The 20794-nt window shown below is 40.3% G+C and carries 14 protein-coding genes and 1 tRNA gene; 7 read left to right on the top strand and 8 right to left on the bottom strand.

Annotated elements, in window-relative coordinates; genetic code table 11:
- The 5 genes from ACRBG0_RS20140 to ACRBG0_RS20120 all read right to left on the bottom strand — a co-directional run.
- The coding region (locus ACRBG0_RS20140; protein ID WP_431488647.1) for a hypothetical protein at window positions 1-996 on the bottom strand (996 nt) is incomplete at its 3' end.
- A gap of 2 nt (window positions 997-998) precedes the next feature.
- Complete coding sequence (locus ACRBG0_RS20135) at window positions 999-2003, bottom strand: hemagglutinin protein (RefSeq protein ID WP_431488646.1); 1005 nt, start codon at window positions 2001-2003, stop codon at window positions 999-1001.
- Complete coding sequence (locus ACRBG0_RS20130; protein ID WP_431488645.1) at window positions 1993-2325, bottom strand: barstar family protein; 333 nt, start codon at window positions 2323-2325, stop codon at window positions 1993-1995. Before ACRBG0_RS20130 ends, ACRBG0_RS20135 begins: the two co-directional genes overlap by 11 nt.
- 2 nt (window positions 2326-2327) lie before the next feature.
- Window positions 2328-3128 (bottom strand): RHS repeat-associated core domain-containing protein, encoded by an 801-nt coding sequence (locus ACRBG0_RS20125; protein ID WP_431488650.1) that lies wholly within the window; start codon window positions 3126-3128, stop codon window positions 2328-2330.
- A gap of 1718 nt (window positions 3129-4846) precedes the next feature.
- A partial coding sequence (locus ACRBG0_RS20120; RefSeq protein ID WP_431488649.1) for a CARDB domain-containing protein occupies window positions 4847-8657 on the bottom strand: 3811 nt, incomplete at its 3' end.
- An 888-nt stretch (window positions 8658-9545) separates the two neighbouring features.
- On the opposite strand from ACRBG0_RS20120, the gene ACRBG0_RS20115 reads away from it, so the two are divergent.
- Window positions 9546-10340: an alpha/beta hydrolase gene (locus ACRBG0_RS20115; RefSeq protein ID WP_431488644.1), complete on the top strand. Its 795-nt coding sequence runs from the start codon at window positions 9546-9548 to the stop codon at window positions 10338-10340.
- Entirely contained in the window at window positions 10312-11607 is a 1296-nt protein-coding gene (locus ACRBG0_RS20110; RefSeq protein ID WP_431488643.1) for a hypothetical protein, read from the top strand. The genes ACRBG0_RS20115 and ACRBG0_RS20110 overlap by 29 nt, the downstream gene beginning before the upstream one ends.
- Here the strand turns inward: ACRBG0_RS20110 and ACRBG0_RS20105 are convergent.
- Window positions 11600-13060 carry a tetratricopeptide repeat protein gene (locus ACRBG0_RS20105; RefSeq protein WP_431488642.1) on the bottom strand — a complete coding sequence of 487 codons (1461 nt, stop codon included), beginning with the start codon at window positions 13058-13060 and terminating at the stop codon, window positions 11600-11602. The two genes, ACRBG0_RS20110 and ACRBG0_RS20105, sit on opposite strands and share 8 nt — an antisense overlap.
- Window positions 13061-13249: 189 nt before the next feature.
- On the opposite strand from ACRBG0_RS20105, the gene ACRBG0_RS20100 reads away from it, so the two are divergent.
- A complete protein-coding gene (locus ACRBG0_RS20100) occupies window positions 13250-13534 on the top strand; it encodes a hypothetical protein (RefSeq protein ID WP_431488641.1) in 285 nt (94 codons plus the stop codon).
- Window positions 13535-13590: 56 nt separating this feature from the next.
- Here the strand turns inward: ACRBG0_RS20100 and ACRBG0_RS20095 are convergent, their stop codons facing one another.
- Complete coding sequence (locus ACRBG0_RS20095) at window positions 13591-14814, bottom strand: hypothetical protein (RefSeq protein ID WP_431488640.1); 1224 nt, start codon at window positions 14812-14814, stop codon at window positions 13591-13593.
- A 165-nt stretch (window positions 14815-14979) separates the two neighbouring features.
- Here ACRBG0_RS20095 and ACRBG0_RS20090 point away from each other — a divergent pair, with 165 nt between their 5' ends.
- The 4 genes from ACRBG0_RS20090 to ACRBG0_RS20075 all read left to right on the top strand — a co-directional run bounded on the left by ACRBG0_RS20090 (window position 14980) and on the right by ACRBG0_RS20075 (window position 19544).
- Window positions 14980-15399, top strand: coding sequence for a hypothetical protein (locus ACRBG0_RS20090; RefSeq protein ID WP_431488639.1), 420 nt, complete (start codon window positions 14980-14982; stop codon window positions 15397-15399).
- Between the two features lie 110 nt (window positions 15400-15509).
- Window positions 15510-17000: a hypothetical protein gene (locus tag ACRBG0_RS20085; RefSeq protein ID WP_431488638.1), complete on the top strand. Its 1491-nt coding sequence runs from the start codon at window positions 15510-15512 to the stop codon at window positions 16998-17000.
- Window positions 16997-18718 (top strand): type IV secretory system conjugative DNA transfer family protein, encoded by a 1722-nt coding sequence (locus tag ACRBG0_RS20080; protein WP_431488637.1) that lies wholly within the window; start codon window positions 16997-16999, stop codon window positions 18716-18718. Before ACRBG0_RS20085 ends, ACRBG0_RS20080 begins: the two co-directional genes overlap by 4 nt.
- Window positions 18708-19544 carry a replication-relaxation family protein gene (locus ACRBG0_RS20075; RefSeq protein ID WP_431488636.1) on the top strand — a complete coding sequence of 279 codons (837 nt, stop codon included), beginning with the start codon at window positions 18708-18710 and terminating at the stop codon, window positions 19542-19544. The genes ACRBG0_RS20080 and ACRBG0_RS20075 overlap by 11 nt, the downstream gene beginning before the upstream one ends.
- Window positions 19545-20697: 1153 nt before the next feature.
- On the opposite strand, the gene ACRBG0_RS20070 is transcribed toward ACRBG0_RS20075, so the two are convergent.
- A tRNA-Pro gene (locus tag ACRBG0_RS20070) sits at window positions 20698-20771 on the bottom strand.
- Window positions 20772-20794 lie beyond the last annotated feature (23 nt).

The following is a 20794-nucleotide window of genomic DNA, read 5'->3' as shown; positions in this document are numbered from 1 at the left end:
GTCATAAGCAGCAACTGAATAATTTCCTGCTGGCCAGGAAGAACAGTCTAGTGTAATTGTAGATGATGATCCCATGTTGAAATTGAATTGAGTGATACCCTGGGAGTTATATATTTTTAACGACACGTCTTGCGGAACCGTAAGTGTTACTGCTGTGGTACAGGGATTAGGATACACATTGATTGGAGATTGAGCACTAAATGTGACACTTCGCTTTTCGGAAATTGTTTCGGAGCCGTCATAGTCAATACCAACGATCTGGTAAATATAAGTTTGTCCTGGCAGTACATTTTTGTCTTTGAATATGTAAGAAGCATTGGGCTTATTGGTTGCGTTTTCTTTACCGATATTTATCCACTGTGTTCCGTTCAATCGGAAAATGTTAAAGTGGCTTACGCCTTCTTCATTAGCCGTAGTCCATGTTAAACACGCAGATTCATTACAGACAGTGGCATAGAAGGAGAAGAAGTCTAGGGGGAGAACGACATTGCTGACTAATAAATCACACCCGTGGTTATCATACTGTTCCCCAAAAGCATTACTCAATGAACTGTCGCCGCCAACCACATCATCAGGTGGAGTTGGGATGATTTCGAAGCTACCTGAAGCAGCTTGTGAGCTAATTACATCAATCTGTAAAATTGTTACGGGGGTGTTAGCGGTGAGTGTTTGCACAGAGGGCTGTGCGAAACCAAATTTTTGATAATATCTCCCTCCACTTAGTGTTGGTGCCGGGCCTCCTAGTGGGGTATAGGTAAAAGCCATATTCGAGGGCGCATCAATTCCCTGAATTACATCATTTCCGAGGGACTGATCCCAAGAAAGGGTAAACTCTCCGGTGGTGAATAAATTATCAGGCAAATTAGAGTACGAACGAGCAGCTATGATTTGTACAGTTATTTGAAGTCCCTGCTCACTGCTTAAATCATAACATATCTGTGCTTGAGTTGTCTTAATTCCAAGCACAAAAAGGAAAAAAAGGAAAATATTTTTCATCATCAATAGTTTTCAGGAAGTTGTTCCCGTACGGGAAATGAGAAGTCGAATGTAATATTGAGTGGGTGTGTAAAAACGGTAAGAGTAATGGGGGTAACATCCGTATTTGCACCTTGGTAGATAGTCACACCATCCATGTTGTAGTCACTCAACTCATATCCAGGCGATGGAAATGAGAAGTCAAAAAGTACATTGTTTGGATCAGTAAAGACAGTTACTGTAATCGGTGATATGTCAGTCCCTGCACCTTGATACACAACCAAGTCATCTCCATTGCCATTACCGCTCCACATCATGCGTATTCCGTTTACGTCACGTTGGGCATGGCTTCCCCAAGTCTGCAAAGAAGGGTCGGTAAAATCAACCACAGTGGTGGGTGTTTCTGTAAGTGCTACCGTCGCATTCGTCATTACACCCAGGTGATTACGATGACGAATCACCACGTAAAAATCATCGGGACACGTGTTAATAAATCGGACTGGCGAGACACCATCATAATCAACAATGTCACCATCTCTTTGTATCAAGGCAGAGCGAGTAGTGATAACGGTTTCGTTATCATTTTTGTCGCGGAGTTCAACGAACACCCAATCTACAACAGCATCATTTCCTGTAGTGGAGAATACCGAAAAATCAGTCTTCTCGCCACCACCATCACGGAGGTGGGAAAGGCCGAGACTGGCATAGGGTTCTTCGATAGGAATAAGCGTTGCTTCTCTAATGTTATCATTAAGCAAACCGTTGCCTGTATTATATGCTCCTTGCAGATAAACTTTGGCGGTTAGACTAGTGCCTCCTTTAATTTCGTGGAGGAGGCGGTTGCCTGTTTGGTCAAAATACCATTGAATTTTAATACATGGAGGTATTTCAGTAACGATTAATCTATTAAGATTATCGTATAGTCTTATAGTTTCACTAGACTGACCCAAAACGGGTAGATTACTGGAAATTAAAAGAGTAAGAGTCAGTGAAAAAACTAATGTAGTTGTTAACTTATCAGGAAACATATATGTCAAATTTTATGTTTTTCTCTTTTTCTAATTCTTCGCTTACATCTGTCATTACTTCAAGAAATGCTTTCCATATATTTTCCTTAGCATCATTTTTTTTACTTAGTAATACAGCAATGCTTGCATTGTTAAACTCCGAACGAATAGGTAATTCTGACAAGCAATCATAAAGAGCGTCAAGGTTAAATCCAAAATAGGATGGGAACTTTAACTTAGTCGCAAGTTCATTGTAAACCTTATCAAGATTTGCACCTATTTCTAAAACCAAGACTATTTTGTAGTCAGTATCACGAAAAGTATTTACGTCAAATAGTATCATTATCATTTGATTTGAATAAATGTTCTGTAATGATCGGGAGAGTACCACATACTTCCATCATTTCCTTTGATTATTCGTTGTGCTCCTGCTCCTTTAATACCATTGGTTGGGTGCACATACTCTTTGTAATATCCTGGTTGCTGAGTTGGAAGTCGGTTTTCTCGATTTTTAAATATTGTTCCATCATTCTTGTGTGGATTTTTCCCGCCTGACTTTATTCTATTTATTGTGTTAGTAACATCCACATTTCGTATTTCGTCAATACCATTAACGCGATCAATAATTCTAGCATTTTCTACTTTCACCTTACCAGCAGTCTTTAATACTTTTGTGGCAGTAGATGTAGCTTTTATAGTTGTATTACCAGCTCTTACTGCAAGACCAGCTCCTGTCACACCTGGTATTAAAGCAGCTCCAGCATCAGCAGAAAGGGAAGCATATGAGATGGGGTCTACTTCACCATATGAAACATATTGATACCCTATGTCTACTATATCTATGACAATAAATAATCCATCTAATATTATGTCCCAAAACCTTCCCGAAGGGTCAATATTCATCACCGGATTATTCCCCCCAAACACATATAGATTGGTACTCCATACAGGGTCTTGTGAAATAAACCGCCCTTCGTCAGCCTTGTAGAATCTACGACGCATGAAGTAGAACTCCTCATCTTCCATCATTACTCCATGCTTCCCGTTAAAGGTGAAGGCATTGAAGTCGGTTACATCACTTTCCCAGATTACACCGTAAGGACTATAGGAGTACTTGTGGGTAATAGCCTCTGCCTCATCGGTCATTGCTACTGTACTCCCTTGGAAGTTGTAATGATAATAATGATCATCGTACCCTCCTCCGTTCGGTTTTTTACGGTAAAGGAGTCCGGCTCCGTGAATGTAGTAGGCTGTTGGAGTTCCGTTCTCATCGGTTTCGGCAATTACATTGCCCAGACCCATGATGTCTAAAACATAACGAGTAGTAGTGCCATTGTCAAGACGTTCTCTACGCATTCCAAGTCCGTCGTAACGGTAGGTAACACCATCTCGCCCCGTTAGGTAATCATGGTTGTCCCAGGAATAGGTATGCTCACCGTCATTGGTTAGGTTCCCATTGTCATCCACTGTCTGAGAGATACCATTCTTGGTCAGAATGAAATTATTGGTGTCGTAGCTACTGGTATCCCGTAGCGGCTGAAGAAGTGGAAAATCTAGTGGCTCTATTCGAGTTTCTTGCCGAATGTTACCAATGGAATCTAATACAAATGAGTATTGAGTGATTACTTCTCCATTTGATTTAGTGTCACTGATACCTGAAATTCGTTGGGTGGTCGAATCATAGCTGTAATCGGAACGCGTTCCATTTGGAAGAAGAACATATTCTACAGTCCCATCGGCACGGTAGAAATACTGCGTTATTTTACCCTCCCAATCTTCTACCTCCTTAAGCCAATCATTCTTGTAATAACGGTATTGGACATTTAGCGTCCCACTACCTCCCAAATTCGGATATTTGATTGTTGAGATATTGCTATTGAGGTCATACTGATATTCGATGGTGTAACTATAGCTGGGGCTTCCAGTAACCGTATAATCGTAACTAATGATTCGATCCAATCCATCATAATGATAAGTAATGGTATGCGTAGTAGAACCATTATTTTTAGTTACTGTTTTGAGGCGAAGTTCACTGTCATAGGTGTAGCTAGCAAAACCATCATTTTCAACTTGCCCTAGTCCATATCCACTATTATAGTAGTTAATGGTAATAATAGTACCGTCGGGCTTTTCAATGGTTTTTAGGCGACCATCTTGATAGTATGTGTAAGATTCTGTATTAGGGCCAAAGGATACGCTTTCAAGTAGGTCTGTATCGAAATCATACCCAAGAGAAGTTGTCTGATCGGCTTCATTTTCAACACCAATAATATTACCGTTATCATCAATAAAATTCTCTACATCATCTCCATACGGGTTAATGGACTGGCGTAATATGTCATTGGAGTAATAAGTATATTGCCATTGATGACCATTAGGGTTAGTGTACTGTTCGGGTCGACCAAATAGATCATGGTTAACATCTATTTCGATGTTACCAGGAGCAGTAACTTTGTCAGGATTGCCAAAAGCATCGTAGGTGTAATTGAGTGTAATGCCTAAAGGGCTGGTAACGGTTTTAGGTGCTCCTACTTTCCATGCTCCTTCGTTTGCTTGGTAATAGGAATAGGCTGTTTGATAATTTTCCTGATCGGTGACGTTTTGTACAAGTCCCTGTGGTGCAAAGCCTCCAAAACTATTCGTAATAACGTCTCCTTTGGGATTAGTGTAAGACGTTACATTTTCATAATTATCGTAAGCAAAAATATGGTCAAAAACAATACCTTCTTGAGTCAGCGTATCACTTATGCGAGTAGGGCTTGCTAGTTGGTTGTATTGAATGCCTGTTTTCAGGCCATCATCAATTATAAGAGTAGGATGATAAGGGTGTCGATTATCATCAAAACGATATTCAGTTACGTCNNCGTCACCATTTAAGACTACACGTGTTGCAGAGCCGCTACCTTTATCAAAATCAACATTTATTTGTTGGGTGATAGTGCCATTGTTGTTTTCATTACTAATGGTTTGGATGTTAGATGTGATCGGTTGAAGTTCATCCTGATACTGAAAATTGATGTCAATTTGAGTAAGTAGTTCACCATTGGTTGCTGAAGCATTAAGTTTCCGCTTATCATAACTGTTTGTAATGGTGTTTCCTTTAGGAAGCTGCACAGTGTAGAGTAAATGCTTAACTCGTTCATACTCATCGGCGGGCATATTGGGTACAAGGTCACGGGCATAACCATAAGACGTAGTCTTACTACGACGGTCTGTGAATGTTTGTAAGTCCCCTTCGTTGTCAACGGAGAAAGAAATAGAGGTGCCAGTCATACCAGGCAATTCAATGCTAACGGACTCCAGATAATTTGTGCCAGTTTTGTAAGAGAAAGAGAATTGGCGACGAACAGTGTTACTATTGCCCAACTGTCGGGTTACTGTGGCAATTCGGTGTTCACCAGCTTCTCCCAATTCATAAGCAACCGAAATAGTATGTCCATTCCGCTCAATGATACTGGTCAGGAGGTAGGCTTCTTCGCCACCGTTGCCGACACTCATTTTCTCGTAACGATATACTGTTTGCCCTTTCGTTTTTACTTCAATAACGGAGGTAGAAAGAACAGTTAGGGTATTATAAGTCCCTTCTGTTCTTGCTGTGCAAGTGTATGGGTAGCTACCACCGGAATCGAAGTACACTTCGCGTTGGCCAGTTGGCCAGGCAAGAATAAGCTGATCTTCGATAGTTGTACCAGCAGCGTCAGACCACCCCAGAACCGGAAGGATATAGCTGTCATAGGAGTGCGTCCAGCCATGTCCAAGTGGACGTAATGGAAAAAGAGCGTCAGGTAATTCGGTTAAATACGAATTATACTGAAAGCCAAACACTAATGGTAATTTTACACCGGGAATGGCAAACGAGTTGTGTGAATAGGTGTTGAAGTTACCCTCTGCCATACCAATTGACCGGGCAAGGTTTTCAGGTGTATAGTTTCCAGGGCAAAAGAAGTCATCATTTGCAGGAGTTGGAATTGCAACATTATTACTTGCACAAGTTTGTAGTAGCCGATATATCATTAGGAACACCTCTCCACGAGTAGCCGGAATTGTTGGTCGAAAATTAGGTGGATTCCCAATAAGGCAAAGGTCATAGGCTGTAACAATATGTGAGTAATTATCAGTACCCGTATTTACATCACTGTAAGGATTGAAATTCAAACCATCTTCGGAAATGTTGAATGCCTCCAAGAGGACTTTTACAACATATTGTCGGTTAATAGGGTCATAGGGACGAAAGTTGTCAAACTCGCGATCAAATGGACTTGTACCATCATTGTAATCGAGATAAGCAAGCGTTTTTGCAAAACGATAGTACCAAGCAGATGAGGTCTGTAAATCGCCGAATGGTGATGGGAAGTTATCGGAAGGCTGTGCTTCGGTAGTTCCAAAAAGTGCTAAGAAGACAATTTGGGCTAGCTCCCCACGTGTGATATTATCATAAGGGCGGGTATTACCATCTCCTTCGATGATGATCCCTTCACTACAGAGGAAGTTAGCTGCGTTTACGAGTTCTGTTTCATCACCATTTTCCAGGCTGGGTGAGTCAATTGAGCAAATACAAGGAAAATCTCCTTGACCAGAAATAGAAAATACACCATCGGAAATATCATTATTTACCGTGTTGGCAGTTTCATAGAGTTCAATTCGATAATCACCTGCCAGTAAACAGTTAGGTATGGTGTAGGTAAAACTACCAGTATTGGGAATATTATCTGCGATCACATCAATAGTAGTTCCCAATGGATCGGTTAATTCAAGACTTATATTTCCAGTAGTCCCTGTAGAGGTCCAAGTAATAGTGATCGTAGAGTTAACAGTATAGGATTCTCCACCATTAGGAGTTGTCAGGCTTAATTGGTTGAGTGGTGCGGCAATGATGAATTGGAAGGGATTAACGAAAGCGCCTTCGTGAGCTTTTCTCCATACTCCGTCAATATAAGCACCTACTTGTACATAGTAGGTGCCAGGGTCGGATTGGATACTGTTTGACTGAAGTTGAAGTATATGAGTGTCATCCGATGCAAGCGAGACATAATCAATATCAAGATTTGTGAGATAGGTTTGCTGGGCATTGAGAAGCTGTAGCGCAATTGAGTCTGTAAATCCTGTGTTGCCAAAATTTATTATCTCAGCTGAAAATTCAGCGGGAGAATATTGATAGACCGTCGCTGGTGTAACACTAATAGCGGTATTGAGTGCAATTGGTGAATAGACAATTTTAAAGGGTTGGGGTTGTGGAAAACCTCCATTCCCAACGGTATTCCAGGTGATACCGTTGTCATCACTATATCTAACTCGTAGAGTATAGTCACCAGGAAGCGTACTGACAGGCATATTAGTTATGTGGAATAGAGTATCGGTACCACCTGAAGGAATACTGGTGTCATTATATTCTGCTATGACGTTTAAAGGAGGATCATTTCCTTGCTCATCAAGTAGTTCTAATCGTAGATCACCCTGCCAAGTCAATCCGTTATTGTTAATAATCCTTGTGGCGAAGTAGCCTGTACGATTGTATACGATGGGGGAAGGCGAAGTATTAATAGACTGGAATAAAGCGAGTCCGCCACCGTCGCCTGTTGGGGTCCATGCTATAGTTAGGTCATAACTATCACTACAATCATATTCGTCAAAGAAGCTATAGATTTTGACTAAATATGTACTTGTACCACCTGGGTGTTGATAGTTAATATTTTCACTTATCGTACCGAGATTCGTGGAAGCACTAATAAGGTCAGAGTAATCGCCATAGTGTAATTCTAGATCGTAATTTTCGGAAAGACTACTTAACGTAATATTGAGTATTCCAGAATTGCTGGTAGTGATTAAGTAATAATCCACATCGCTCTCTGAGGTGATGTATGCATTTATGGATTCTGCACTTGGAGAGCTTCCAAAAGTTGAGAAGGCTGACAGGTCAGGAGAGCTGAAAGTGTTATTGGGCTCGAAGTAGTCGTTACATCCCACCGAAAAATAAATTCGATCAGAAGGACAGATTCCAGCACTTGTTGATACCCCCGCAACCCAAGAGTACTCTTCATCGTAATCCAAAATATTTGTAGGTAACGTAAATGAGGTAGTATTTCCAACATTAGCAGAATAGATAACGCTATTAGTGCTGGAAAAAACAATAATAGCGTACGCTGTTGCTCCTGATACACTGGACCACTGAAAAGTAGGAGTAAGTGATGAAATTACGTCTCCTTCACTAGGGTAAATAATATTTGGACTTGGCAGAACATCTATCTCATAGCTAGTCGCAAATAGATTGTTGTTTTCAAATTGCTCAGGGATTAGTTCATCATCATCAATGACGGCTAGGATGTAATAGTCTCCTGGGGATGTGCTAGTTGGTATAGATAAATTGTTAGCCGTTCGGGTTTGGGTAACACCATCACCTAGAGATGGTGATGTTACTCTCCCTAGATGAATATCGGAAGAACCCAGTGACTGGTTATTCGATAAGTAAAAGTCGACATGAAAAGCTGGAGCGTTAGCTTCTCCTGTATTTCTGACAGTATACATCAAAGATGGACTACCATCCTGGCAATATTGAATGTCATCAGAATTTATCGCCGTGATTTCTAGATCGGGAGCAGCTAAGACTTGGAAATAGCTGAAACTACCATTATTCCATTCTTGACATTCCTCATCGCTGAAATTTTCATCAGCATACATAACCATATAATACCCTCCGGGCGGCATAGTGGGTGGAACATCAAAAGTTCGACTCAGAGTTGTACTTTGTCCACCAAGCAGATTGAAATTTTCATCACCCAAATCTGCATCCGATCCCGGATCATAGTTTGAATCCGTTGACCAAAATAAAGTCACATCATCGGCGCCTTGCTCATTTCCAATATTGCTAATATTGCAGGAAGCTGTTACATTTTGTTGCCCTTGGTAAACTTGATTATCGCTTAAGGTTACGTTCGAGACCTGATAATCCTCACAGCTTTTAGTGATCGTAATAGTACCGGCATTAAATCGATCAGTCGTTGAGGAAGTGAGAGTGATTGTGAAGTCTTTATCCCCTGACACCCAATAGTTCATTGGAACTTCTAGTGATATTGTACTTGCACCACTAGGATAGCTTTGGGAATCAACGATAGTACCGCATATGTCTCCGTCTTTTAGATAGGCGGTACCAGATGATGAAAAGGTTCCTGAATTACATAGACGGACTCTAAATACGATGTTCACTCCATCATTGTACCAATAATCCATTTGAACGGTGTTGCCTAAATAGGAAGAATTCGTACACGTGCCATACACGGTTGATGGACATGGGACATAACCACTAGGAGTAGCGTTAATATCAATATCTGCTAGTATTATTGAGGGGTACAGTACTACTAGTAGAATTGTATAAAGAATATTGTTCTGCCAAGGTTTTAGAGCTGATTGCATACTATTGTTACTCAAATGTTATTTTGATGCAAGAAATTAGATTTTATGTATATTTCGTAACTATCAAGAATGACAGGTGGAGGTACACAGATATAAAAAAGCTCGTATTCTTGCATAAGTAGCTGATTTTATGCGCTTTAAACTTGGAGAAAGAAAATGGATACAAAACAGCCTAGTTTCCTTACTCGCAAGATGAGAGATTGCCGTTATGTCGTCAGTCAAGACCATTTACAGCCTACCGTATTTTTTGTGCATGGTTATGGCGATGACCATCACCATTTTAGAGAGTTGATGGAGCTTGCTCACCAACAAGGATATAGATGTGTTACTATAGATTTACTTGGTCACGGGCAAAATGCGGGAATCGACAACGTTAACTTGGATAAGTGTATAGATACATTATCTGAGTTGTTAGAATTGGAAGGACGAGCAGTAAATATACTTGTAGGACATTCTCTTGGAGGCTTGCTTGTTCTTCTAGCCTCAATGGAGTCGAAAATCTCAGTTATACACCGAATTACCATTGAACCATCAATAACTAAAGGGGACTTTGATTTTTTCTCCTATATTCAGGAACCTCCAATTGGGAAAGGGCACAAAAATCTTCAGGTTAGGGATAAGAACAATAAGCATTTTTATCATCCAATTTATGTTCAAAATGTGCGGAGATCGAGCAAACAGGCATTACTTCAACTTAAATCAGATGTGTACAAACGATTTGAAGAACTACAATCGCTAATATTGTCATCACATTTGCCCTTTGATTACGTTTATGGTGATTCATCACCTGGACAAGAACACCGAGTTGCAATTGGAAGGTATCCAAATGTAAACGTATATCATTTTAAAGATGCAGGGCATTGGGTACATTTAGACTCTGATGATTTTAAAGCTTATTTTACAGAAACACTACAGCGAGCTTATGATTCTGATAGACCCTTCTTCTCTTAAAGGCGCAAGAGCGTATTTCACAAGTTTCGATAGACACATTGTGAAAAAATCAGCTAATGAAATGATTTTGCGCAAAAATATTGAGCGCGATCTCAAAATCCTCTTCCTAATAAAAGGTACAGTTGTATCTGCTGCGTCAAATCTGACATCAACTACGTTTGCATATGAGTTCCTCAAAGAGAACCCCATTCTTCTCCAAGAGAATCTTCTTATACCTGCTCTCCGAAAAGACAAGACTAGTCCCCTTTATTATCTAGAGAGAGTTAAGAATGTTTCCAAGGAAAAGTTCCTAGAAATGCGTCAATTTTATGAAGAATACTATACACATGCTGTGAGTTGGGAATTGCAAGACAATTCAGACTGGTTTAGAATTCAATTTCTGGAAGGTCTAAGTAACAAGGATTCTGTACTCCGTATGAACTTGGAAGGGTTAAGCCATCAACAATTAGAGACCACTTTGTTACGAATTTCTTCAATCGAAGTATTGGACAAGCCGCTAATTGAAGAAATTGCAGAGGGTTTGCCCGTTCATGAAGGGAATATTATACGGCACTTTAGAGATTTACTTTATCAGATTTCTGGAGCAAGAGTAGTTAATTGTGAAAGCGTTTTGCCTCAGGAAAATTACATTGATTATAGCATCTCTGATATAAAGAATCGGGAAACGATATTATCCGATACACAAATCTTTTGGAAGATATTTCTTGAGTTGTTTTTTGAGACGATCAACAAGCCTAAATTGCCAATAGAGGTTCTAGATTTATTATCTTTTGAAGACTTAAATCAAATTAGGAAACCCCTTTTGGAAACTGACTTCATGGAAGAATATGAACAGGTAGTACAACGAGCTGTCCAAAAGAACAGCGATATTAACTCCTCAGAATTTCTGCTTTCACTGGAAGAACTTCTGAGTATAAGAGAACGCTTAATAACGTCGTACCGTCAAATTTTTGAAAATGAGTTAGGAACCTTACTCCAGAGGAAAGGAGTCTCAAAAAGTGATTTGATAAAAACTAATTTTAATGTGGCACTGCAATATAATCCAATGGATTCATCACTGTCCTTAGAAGGGGCTATCTGTGGATTAATGAATTCGCCTACTGATTTTACTACACCTTCTTTGGTTCGACAATATGACCGACAGTTGCGAGTAAAAGTAGAGGGTACAGAAGATTTTCTCAGAACTGGTTCTTTTCAATATGAGGCTAGATTTGTTGATATGATTAAATTATTATTTGACCGAATTAATAGCCGAACATTTAGCTAAGCTTCTCTTTGAGAAATTGAATATGGCTTAGGGCGAGTTTAGCTTGTAAACTATCACGCCCGTAGATTACGGAGAAAACCTCCCACAGTTTATCAAAGTGTTTTTTTGATTCTTTGTAATCAGCATTTGCAAGTTGTAGGTTCGCCATGTCATAAAGAGACGAGAGAAAGATTGGTGAATTAAGTAATTGAGGACGTTCTGTTAATGCATCAATGTTTGGTACAAGAATAGCAATAGCTGCTTCTGTTTTTTTATGACGAGCCAATAGTTTACTGAAGAACAAGCGAGTAAGTGAATTTTCAAATATCACAATTTCTAATGACCTTCTTGGTGCATCTAATAATTTTTTATAAAGCCTTTCGGCTTCGTTACTTTTATCTTGAAGATCATACACTCTGGCTAAGTTGAAGAGGCAAGAGTAATAGCTGCCACTGGATTCTGTCGACAAAAGTTCGATCGCAGCTTTAGTAGTCCGAAGTATTAGTAACGCTTCTTCTAGTCTATACTCACTAGCTAGAAGTACAGCAAGTGTAATGCTGATTGGTGCAGCCTTCACCAGTCCTTCTTTCGATAGACCAGTAACTTTTTCTTGAAGTAGATATATTGCGTCCTTATTTTTTCCAGAATTGAAATAGGCTAATGCTGTGAGAATTAGCTTAAATCTTTGATCCTTACATTTTGCTTCATTAAGGACGGTAAGCATTTCTGTATAATCTCTCAACTCAAAATAACAAAGCGCTAAGCCTAAGTGTGCCAACTCCTGAGAATCATCTAATGATATGGACTTTATAAAATGTGCCGCCCCTAGTGAGTAGTCATACCTTTTTACTGCTGCTACACCTCTTGATACTTCAAGTTGACTAAGTGCATTGGATAAGCGATGGTAATTATCTTGCATTTGTTCAATAACCTCTTCCGTATTCAGTGAATTCTTTGACTTTTTTTCCTTTGCTATATCGAACAGGTTACTAGAGGCTATTACTTTTTTCGATTCATCTTCAATATGCTCAATAAGGAGTGTTGTTGTACTAGCATTGATAGCATTGAATTGTTGAAGGTTTCTGCTCTTTCGATCAATAGTAGTCGGTACATCAAGCTTCAAAATTTGATGTTTTACCATAAATGAGTGAACGCTTTGCTCACCAATATAAATTGCAAACATTTCTCTGAGGGTTGGGGTTCCTTGGGAACTCTTCTTAACTAATACTCTTCTCAGGGTGTCATAACTGACACTGATACTATCAAACATATAGTTCCCTTGAACTTTTGGAATACTACACAAAATTGCTTTTCGGCTATCTGATTTACATTGAAAAATGACCTCGTCAATGAATAGGCCATTAAAGGTGTCAATCTCTTTCTTCCTCCATTGGGAGGGGTGCCCTAAAGTCGTTTCAATACTAATCTCATCTGTGATTTTATCCCAAAACATTGCAATGCTAGTAGACTTCATAGTATCAATCTCTTATTTTTTATTGCAAAAAAAAACTGCAAATGTGTTGCAAAGGAATTGTAGTTAATCTCCACCAAATTTACTCTTGTTAACACGCGGCAAGTTAAAGATACTTGCGCAAATAGGTGGCCACCGAAGGCGAAACCATTAGCCGATCAAGGGTAATTATTAGGTTTCAATTTCGGTAATATGAAAACGTTTTTTTTCTTTTTCCTTTTATGTGTTGCGATTTGTACTCCTCAAATGGCGGAAGCACAAGTTGCACAGGATGACCTCGTCATGACGTTGACAAGCGATTCTGGTGATGATATGAATTCCATTGAAGAATGTGCTCCAATGAGCCGTATTATCACGGATTTGCGAGAATTCTTTAGCCCGTTCTTTACCCAAAAATATTGGATGGAGTACTTGGGGTACAATCGTTCGGCCAACAGGCGAGCAAATGTTGCGCCACAGGTGGGGCGAAGTCGTTAATCGCTAGAATAAAACTATTGGAAGCGATATTTAGAGATGAGCGGGGCATGCCCCGCTCATCTTATTTCTTTTAATTTATTAACGATCCATTGTGAGAATGGATATGGGTTAGCCTCTACACGTTTGATTAATTCATTCTTTTTCTGTAAAAAAACAATAGTTGATTCTGATGATTTATATAAATCATGGTATTTGTGATAGAACCTAAAAAGCTCTCCGAAATCCTTTAAAAATCGCTGATGGTATTCTATTAAATACCCAATTGTTCCTTTTTCCTTATCAAAATACTTTAGCTGTTGGCGATAACTATCTTTTACCTTCTGGATAGTCATTAATTCCTGTTTTATAGCTCTTTTCTTTGGATACAAAATAATATCCCTCTCAATCTCGTACAGGGTCATTAAAAGTATTTTTTTAATATCAATATTGATAAAAGCTCTATGAGCAGATTCAATTGATAATAGTTTTTCATAGCACTGTATGTATTCATTCTGCCAGAAAAGCAAATAGGCTTCGCAAAACTTGATATAACTGTTTTTTTCTGGTGAGACTAAATATTTTTTATACTCAGAAATCACTGCTTTCGCCCATTTGAATACACTCCTTTTGTTAATTGTTTGTGTTATGCCAACTAAATTTATTTCAGGCCACGGAATATCATCTTTGTAAGAAACTCCCGTAATAATCATATTCTTGAATATCGCGATTGGTAATACATACTTATTCCCTTCTAGATTTCTGCCGTGGTTTACCATTAGTACCTGTGCATAAAAGAGAGGAGCACAAAGAGATACCCGTCCAAGATTAATGGCTTTTGTACACCAATTTGTAATAAGCGATAGTAAGTCTAGATAATCAAAATCACTTAAATCGTCACTGAATTCTTTTATCATACTAATGAGGGCGAAAATGTATTTAGGTGTTACATCAGTACTATGATCCCTTCCGATAAAATTAGTGACTTCCACATAAGCGTACAGCACAGGTACGTTATTTACTAACTCTCTCTGAAGTTCAATATGGCTTGCTAAAAGGTCAAAGCTATTAGTGGGAAGGTCAACCTGTTGATCATTGAGGTAAGCATTGTAAGTAAGTTTTCTAGCATATAGTCTTAGTTTATTCAGAAGGTACAGGTACTCATTATTTTTTTCAATATCTCTCATTTTTGCAAGCACCCCTCTATTTCCGGTTAACTCATGATCCTTTAATTTATCAAAAAAATGGTGTAATTGTTCAAAGTGCTGAACATCATGATGGTAAAAGTATCCTCTCTTTTTCAATTGAAAATCAGTTTTATACGCTAAAATAGTTCGATTGATTTGGTTTGAGTAAGCGTTGGTGAGAAATATTTTTCTCCAAACTACTTGGCAAAGGTTATCAGAACTTTATTACCAATAAAGTTTCATCACAATGCTCACTGTTAGTAGAGCCAAAATCGCATTGCCATGCAAAATCGTTCAACATTATTTTTATTCTCGATCATCGGCATCATAGTCATTGTCGCCTCACTATACGCATTTAGCGGCGATAAAAAAACTATCCCTGGATCATTACCATTCTTGAAAGAATCCAATCAAGAAATTATCGAAGAATGCCTTCAAGTTGAGGTCTTAGATAAAACATTCCAATGGGATGGCAAGGTAATGGTGAGTTACACAAATATTTGTCCAAACTACAGTTTCAAGATTGGAAAAACAGGACTCAAGTATACCAAAGGTGACGATACCGAATACCTTACTCGTAAGACACCCCTGTTTATAGGAGCAGCGAGCACCGAGACGCTCGAACTCTCGATTCCATTCGCTATCAAACCCCGCGTCGCTTACGCTTTGGCCGACGATGCAAAAGCTATAGCAATCAAATAGGCACCTAGTCTTGAAGGAGGAGGGGCAAATTTTGATTGTACGATACAAAAGCCTCTTCTCCACTTTCTTTTGTAAGAATCAAAAATCTTTGCTCGATCAAGTCATTCAATATGGAGATTCCAAACAAGCCCTCCGACAACCAAGCTGCCATCGGCTGTTTCATGCTCGCCCTCGTTGTTTTTGGTGGAGCGGTTATCATTGAAGTGCTTCACACGGTTATGTACTTTGTGGTCATCGTGGGAGCAGTAGGCGGTATTGGCTTCCTATTGTACAAAGCCAGCCTTTACGACCAACGTACTGGGAATCTCACTGCCTGGATGGAACGCACCTTCGATCTCAACAATCGAGATGGATATTCTTCTTTACCTCATGGGGCAGATGAGACACTTGCGCTACCAGAGAAGGCAGAAGAGGGCAAATTGCTTATGGGGGAGTTGCAGTCGGTCAAACAAGAACTTGAGGTGCTTCACCAGCAACGCTCGGAATCGGAGCACCGGATGATACAAACTTCAAGACAGATGGCACAAGAGGCTGCTGAAAATGCTACCTACCAGACAAAAAAAGATGTGCTAGGGGCCATTTATGGCGATAATCGGATGACTATAAACGAACGGTACGCAAGGAGTGACGAGTACGAGAAACAACGCGAAGAAGAAAAATCTCGTAAGCAACGTGAGGAAATTGAGCGAGAACGCAACGAGGTAACAATGGAACGACGGTTTTTAGATCAGGATGGAAAGATTCTTGATCTCACCCATGAAGTCAGAGAAGAAGTACGCGGACTTAAGCTTGAAATCAGCCAAATAGGGGAGCGATTAATGAGGCAAGAACTAGAGTTCAAGACTGCACTGCTTCAGGTGATGCAAACCGTTTCCGACTTAAAGTCCTACGTTGATGAAAAGTTTAATTCGCTGCATATCCACATGCTGGAACAACTGACGGCGTGTAGGGAAATGATTACCATGCTCCGAGCCGAATACAAGGAGGAGATGGCTGCTACTAAGCTCCAATTCGGTAAGGAAATTTTACGTATTGACCAGAATGCAGGAACCATCATTAATAAACTCGAATCCTATCATAATGAACTAAAAAGTGTTTCCCTTCAGGTCGAAAAAGTACGTATGGAGGGGCAACGTAACAAGATGGAAACTTCAATGATGTTCGAGCGAGCAAGGACACTCTACGAGCGGAACCGTCTCCAAATAGAGAGCCATAGTAGTGAAATAGGCTTGCAGCTTAAAGAAATAGCCGTCCAACGTGGTGACTTTGCAAACGCGGTAGGCAGAGCAAAAATGACCCTCGATCATCAAGCGCATGAGCTGGATATGAACATCAAATCACTTGGTTACGAAAAGATGGGGATAGAAGCGGCCCGTAGAGACTTTCAGACACGCCAGGACTTAGAGTATCAAAAGGGGCAAATGCTAAGAAGCGAGATCGCTCATCAATCCCAAATGCTTCAGGAGAAAATGAGCAGAGGAGAGCAGTTAGCAGGACTCCAACATCAAATCCAAATGACACAAGGCAAACTGGCACATTCCGAACAGCGGTTAGGACTGCTTCGGGAAGAGAATGCGTTTGTTCGTAGAGTACTTCGATGATGGAATTTTTCAAAAACATCCTATCGGCTGAAGAGATTGCCCGATCAATCATCGCATTGCAAGCGCATGAGGATACCATTTCATTAGGAACTGTCACTGTCCCCGAACCTAAAACGGTTATTTCGTTAATGGAACTGTGGTGTCCTCGTGTTGATACTATCGTGAAATTGGATATAGAAATTAATGGTTCTCCTAGTGATAAGGCACAATACCTCAACTATCATCGTGGCTTTACTTATCTGGAATTTCTTGACCTCTTTAACGACCATATCGAAGAACGCGAATACCCACATTACCCGATCTTCAATCAATTACGCAAACGGAAGGGCGGTATCAATACCAAGAAGCAACGCTATACTTATTTATCTCGCTACCAAGCCAATGAAGATGACTACCTGGAACTCTATCTGGAAGAAAGTGGTAAGACGGTGCTCGACTTTTTCTTAGGGCAGTTAGGAAAACTATCGGCCTCATTGCCCCTCAAAAAACTCAAACAGCATACGCTAGTAGTAGCCCCTTCGGGGAGTGGGAAGTCAGAAATGCTTCGTGCTATGTTTTACCGAATGCAAACCAGATACCCGAAGTTCTCAATGGTGATGATCGACCCACATGGTGATCTCGCCCTCTCCATCAAGAGGAATATTGTATCGTACGAACAAAGAGAAAGACTGATCTGCTTTGATCCCTATCTGGACGATGGAATCCATACGCCTACTTTCAATCCCTTCGATCTAAAGGATAATTCCGAACAAAATGTGCAACACGCCGCAGAACAGTTTATCGCTGCCTTTGAAGAGGTGCTCTCTCGTGAGGGAGGCGCACCGACAGAAAACATGGTAACGGTACTTGAAAAAGCACTCTATTTTCTATTGGGAAGAGGAGGGTCGACCCTGGATACATTACTTGAATTATTATCACCTAACTCACCATTGAAAGAAGAGGCTAACGAATTCGACCCGCTTTTCGACGATTTCTTTTTCAAGCCCGGTAACAAAACCCGTGATGGCCTCTACAGCAGACTATCCAGACTTTTGACGAACCCTACCTTAAAGAGAGTATTGGGTGGTGCCAGTACCTTCGATCTGGAGCGATGCCTCAATAGTGGGAAAATTGTCCTCTTTGATCTTTCGGGATTTGGAGAGATGGCTCAAGTCACTTTTGGCAAATTCTTAATTGCCTCAATTAAGTCGTATGTACGTAAGCGTAAGAAGAATACAGGTATCCCTATTTTCTGTTTTGTGGATGAAGCTCATGCTTTGGTATCGGGTAGCTTCGAGTATATTCTCAGCCAGCTACGTGGTTTTGGATTGCACACTGTCTTAGCTACCCAATTCATAGGACAGTTCGGGGATCAAGTAAAAGATGTAAAGAAGAACACCGCCGTCAAAATAGTTGGCGGGGACATCGAAGAGGATGTAAAGGAGGTATTAAAAGTTGACAAAGACCTCAAGTTGGGGGACTACGAGTTTATCCTGAAAATGCGTAACGAAAAGCAAACCGTCTTCAAATCTCCTGATTTTCTTATCAAAAACCCCAAGGCGTACGGCATTACGGAAGAGCAGGAAGCAGAGATTGATCGTATGCAGCTAGAACGCTACTACAAAGTGACCGGACAAGACCACCATACCCCACGAAGAGAATCTCATCAACAACCCATTGATGATCGGAAAGGCCCACCGAAACCACAGTTTGACTTATATCTAGGCCATGATGATTAACCGATTCAGCCCTAAAGAAACAGCAATTCTCAAGGCGTTAGCTCGCTATAAATTTTTGACCTACGATCAAATGATAAGGTTGGGGATTGCAAATCATTCATCTAATCTTTCCACCGCCTTGAAAGGCTTGAGGGAAATGAAAAGCCCCTACGTAAAGAAGATACCTCACCGTGCCGGAATTCCGGTCAAGCATTACTTGACTAAAAAGGGGAAGGCTGCACTCGAAGAACTCTACGGTATTCCTGAAGAAGATATTCACTACCCGAAAGGTACTATACTGACCGACACTCAGGATCAGAAACATCGCACCAGCATTATTTCAATTCAGATAGAGCTTGATCTAGCTTGCCAGATAGAAGGACTCGATGTCCTTTTCTGTGACCGCTACTTCGATGTTACCGGAAACAATAAAATTGCCAGGAATCTAAAGTCCAAAACGGCTTTTCACTATACTGACTCTAAGACCGTGAAAGCCGACCTCATCTTCTCCCTCCAAACTCCGAAGCAACAGGAGTATTATGTCTTGGAACTGGAAAACGGCAAGGAAACCGCGAAGGGCGTAGAAAAGTGCATCAACCACGCTAAAGCGTTGCTGAGAGGAAGTCTGAATAAGAAGCTGGGTTTCTCTACAGGGTATAGAGTACTATGGGTTTTTGAGCATACATCTATTATGGAAAAGACCATCGTAAAGTTGCAGTCTATCCCCTTGTTCAAGCATTTACACGAATACTTCCTCTTCAAGTCATTAGATCAGATCAGTGAGCATTTTTTGTCCGGTTGGCAGAACGTCTCGTCCCGCGAAAGGAATCTCTATTATAGAGATTAGTTGAATTTCAAAACCTATCATAACCTATTGAAAACCAAACAGGTGTTCTATAATGTGGGTTATAGGTAGCATTATACATATGATTATACCACTGAGTACACCCTTTTTTCCGCTGCATTCAGTGAGAAAATGGAAAAGATCGTGGTTATATATTTTTTGCTATTCTCGATTTGTAGTACAGTCAACTATCGTATTTCAGCTTGTAAGGTTTTGCTGATTACTTAAGATAAAAGGGAAGCGAACCCGTCCAAATCATTCTGTTTCTGTTTTTGTCTATCGAGATGAAAAACTCCGTTAGTCTGATTGAGGATAGAATAGAATGCTCGGGTAATTAGTGACTGTAATAGCAACGTACTTTCCATTCCATGCCAACTTCGGTTAGTTGTGTGGTTATCATTGTAACGCTACACTTCCAATCCGGCAGGTAGCAATGAATAAGAGCAGTACAGCGGCTATTCGCATATCTCTAATAAAACCCTTACGAATCCTTCTAAGCTCCGCCCTACGACGGCGGATTTTTTCGTATTCCTTAGAATAGTACATGGCACAGGGTTAAGAAATAAAGGCGACGTTTCGCCTCCCTTAGAACTAGTTTAGGTTCAGTTCCGAAAACCTACGCGGTGTGAATCGTCTGTCTCTTTCAAATTTTAATCCGTGAATACGGACTTGAAGGAATTCATCCAAGCTGAAAGATCATCGTTCAGGATAGTCGCCATCCACATATCAAAAGAAGATTCTGTCTTGTGGATCGTATTCAGTCGCATACCGTGTCCGGTGATGGAACGGATGAAAGAACTTAGCGATCACAAGTGGGTCTTTCTCTTGGCTTTGGTCGCCGACACGCTCAAACGTTTTCAATAGCTCAATAGTCAATAACTTCATGGTTGTACAGGGTACAAAATAAAAGAGGTGGAGAACTTCATGGACCTATGGAGTGAGATCGACGAAAAAACGAGACCAGCAAAAATCAGATGGCGTAAAAAGAGACAACCCTACTCACTTGACAGTGTCTTAGAAATATCTTTTTTTGGTTGTTATTGACAAGTTCCTTATCTTAGGAATTGCTGCGAAAAATAGCAGTTTGTGACTACTATATGCCTACCAAGAAAAAAGGGTTTCAGCCAAAATAGGCTGAAACCCTTGTGTTTACTAGTCGGGATGACAGGATTTGAACCTGCGGCCTCTCGCCCCCCAGGCGAACGCGCTACCGGGCTGCGCTACATCCCGAAATGGAACAGAAAACACTAAAA

The organism is Lewinella sp. (assembly GCF_050633125.1).
In the GTDB taxonomy this organism is placed as follows: Bacteria; Bacteroidota; Bacteroidia; order Chitinophagales; family Saprospiraceae; genus Lewinella.
Note: the sequence above shows the minus strand (reverse complement) of the source record. Positions and strands in the feature narration are given on the sequence as shown.

Bases quoted from the DNA above. Each gene is read 5' to 3' on its own strand.
- ACRBG0_RS20110 (WP_431488643.1), top strand. From the start codon at position 10,312: ATGATTCTGATAGACCCTTCTTCTCTTAAAGGCGCAAGAGCGTATTTC.
- ACRBG0_RS20075 (WP_431488636.1), top strand. From the start codon at position 18,708: ATGATGATTAACCGATTCAGCCCTAAAGAAACAGCAATTCTCAAGGCG.
- ACRBG0_RS20130 (WP_431488645.1), bottom strand. From the start codon at position 2,325: ATGATACTATTTGACGTAAATACTTTTCGTGATACTGACTACAAAATA.
- ACRBG0_RS20135 (WP_431488646.1), bottom strand. From the start codon at position 2,003: ATGTTTCCTGATAAGTTAACAACTACATTAGTTTTTTCACTGACTCTT.
- ACRBG0_RS20115 (WP_431488644.1), top strand. From the start codon at position 9,546: ATGGATACAAAACAGCCTAGTTTCCTTACTCGCAAGATGAGAGATTGC.
- ACRBG0_RS20125 (WP_431488650.1), bottom strand. From the start codon at position 3,128: ATGACCGATGAGGCAGAGGCTATTACCCACAAGTACTCCTATAGTCCT.
- ACRBG0_RS20085 (WP_431488638.1), top strand. From the start codon at position 15,510: ATGGAGATTCCAAACAAGCCCTCCGACAACCAAGCTGCCATCGGCTGT.
- ACRBG0_RS20100 (WP_431488641.1), top strand. From the start codon at position 13,250: ATGAAAACGTTTTTTTTCTTTTTCCTTTTATGTGTTGCGATTTGTACT.
- ACRBG0_RS20080 (WP_431488637.1), top strand. From the start codon at position 16,997: ATGATGGAATTTTTCAAAAACATCCTATCGGCTGAAGAGATTGCCCGA.
- ACRBG0_RS20090 (WP_431488639.1), top strand. From the start codon at position 14,980: ATGCAAAATCGTTCAACATTATTTTTATTCTCGATCATCGGCATCATA.
- ACRBG0_RS20105 (WP_431488642.1), bottom strand. From the start codon at position 13,060: ATGAAGTCTACTAGCATTGCAATGTTTTGGGATAAAATCACAGATGAG.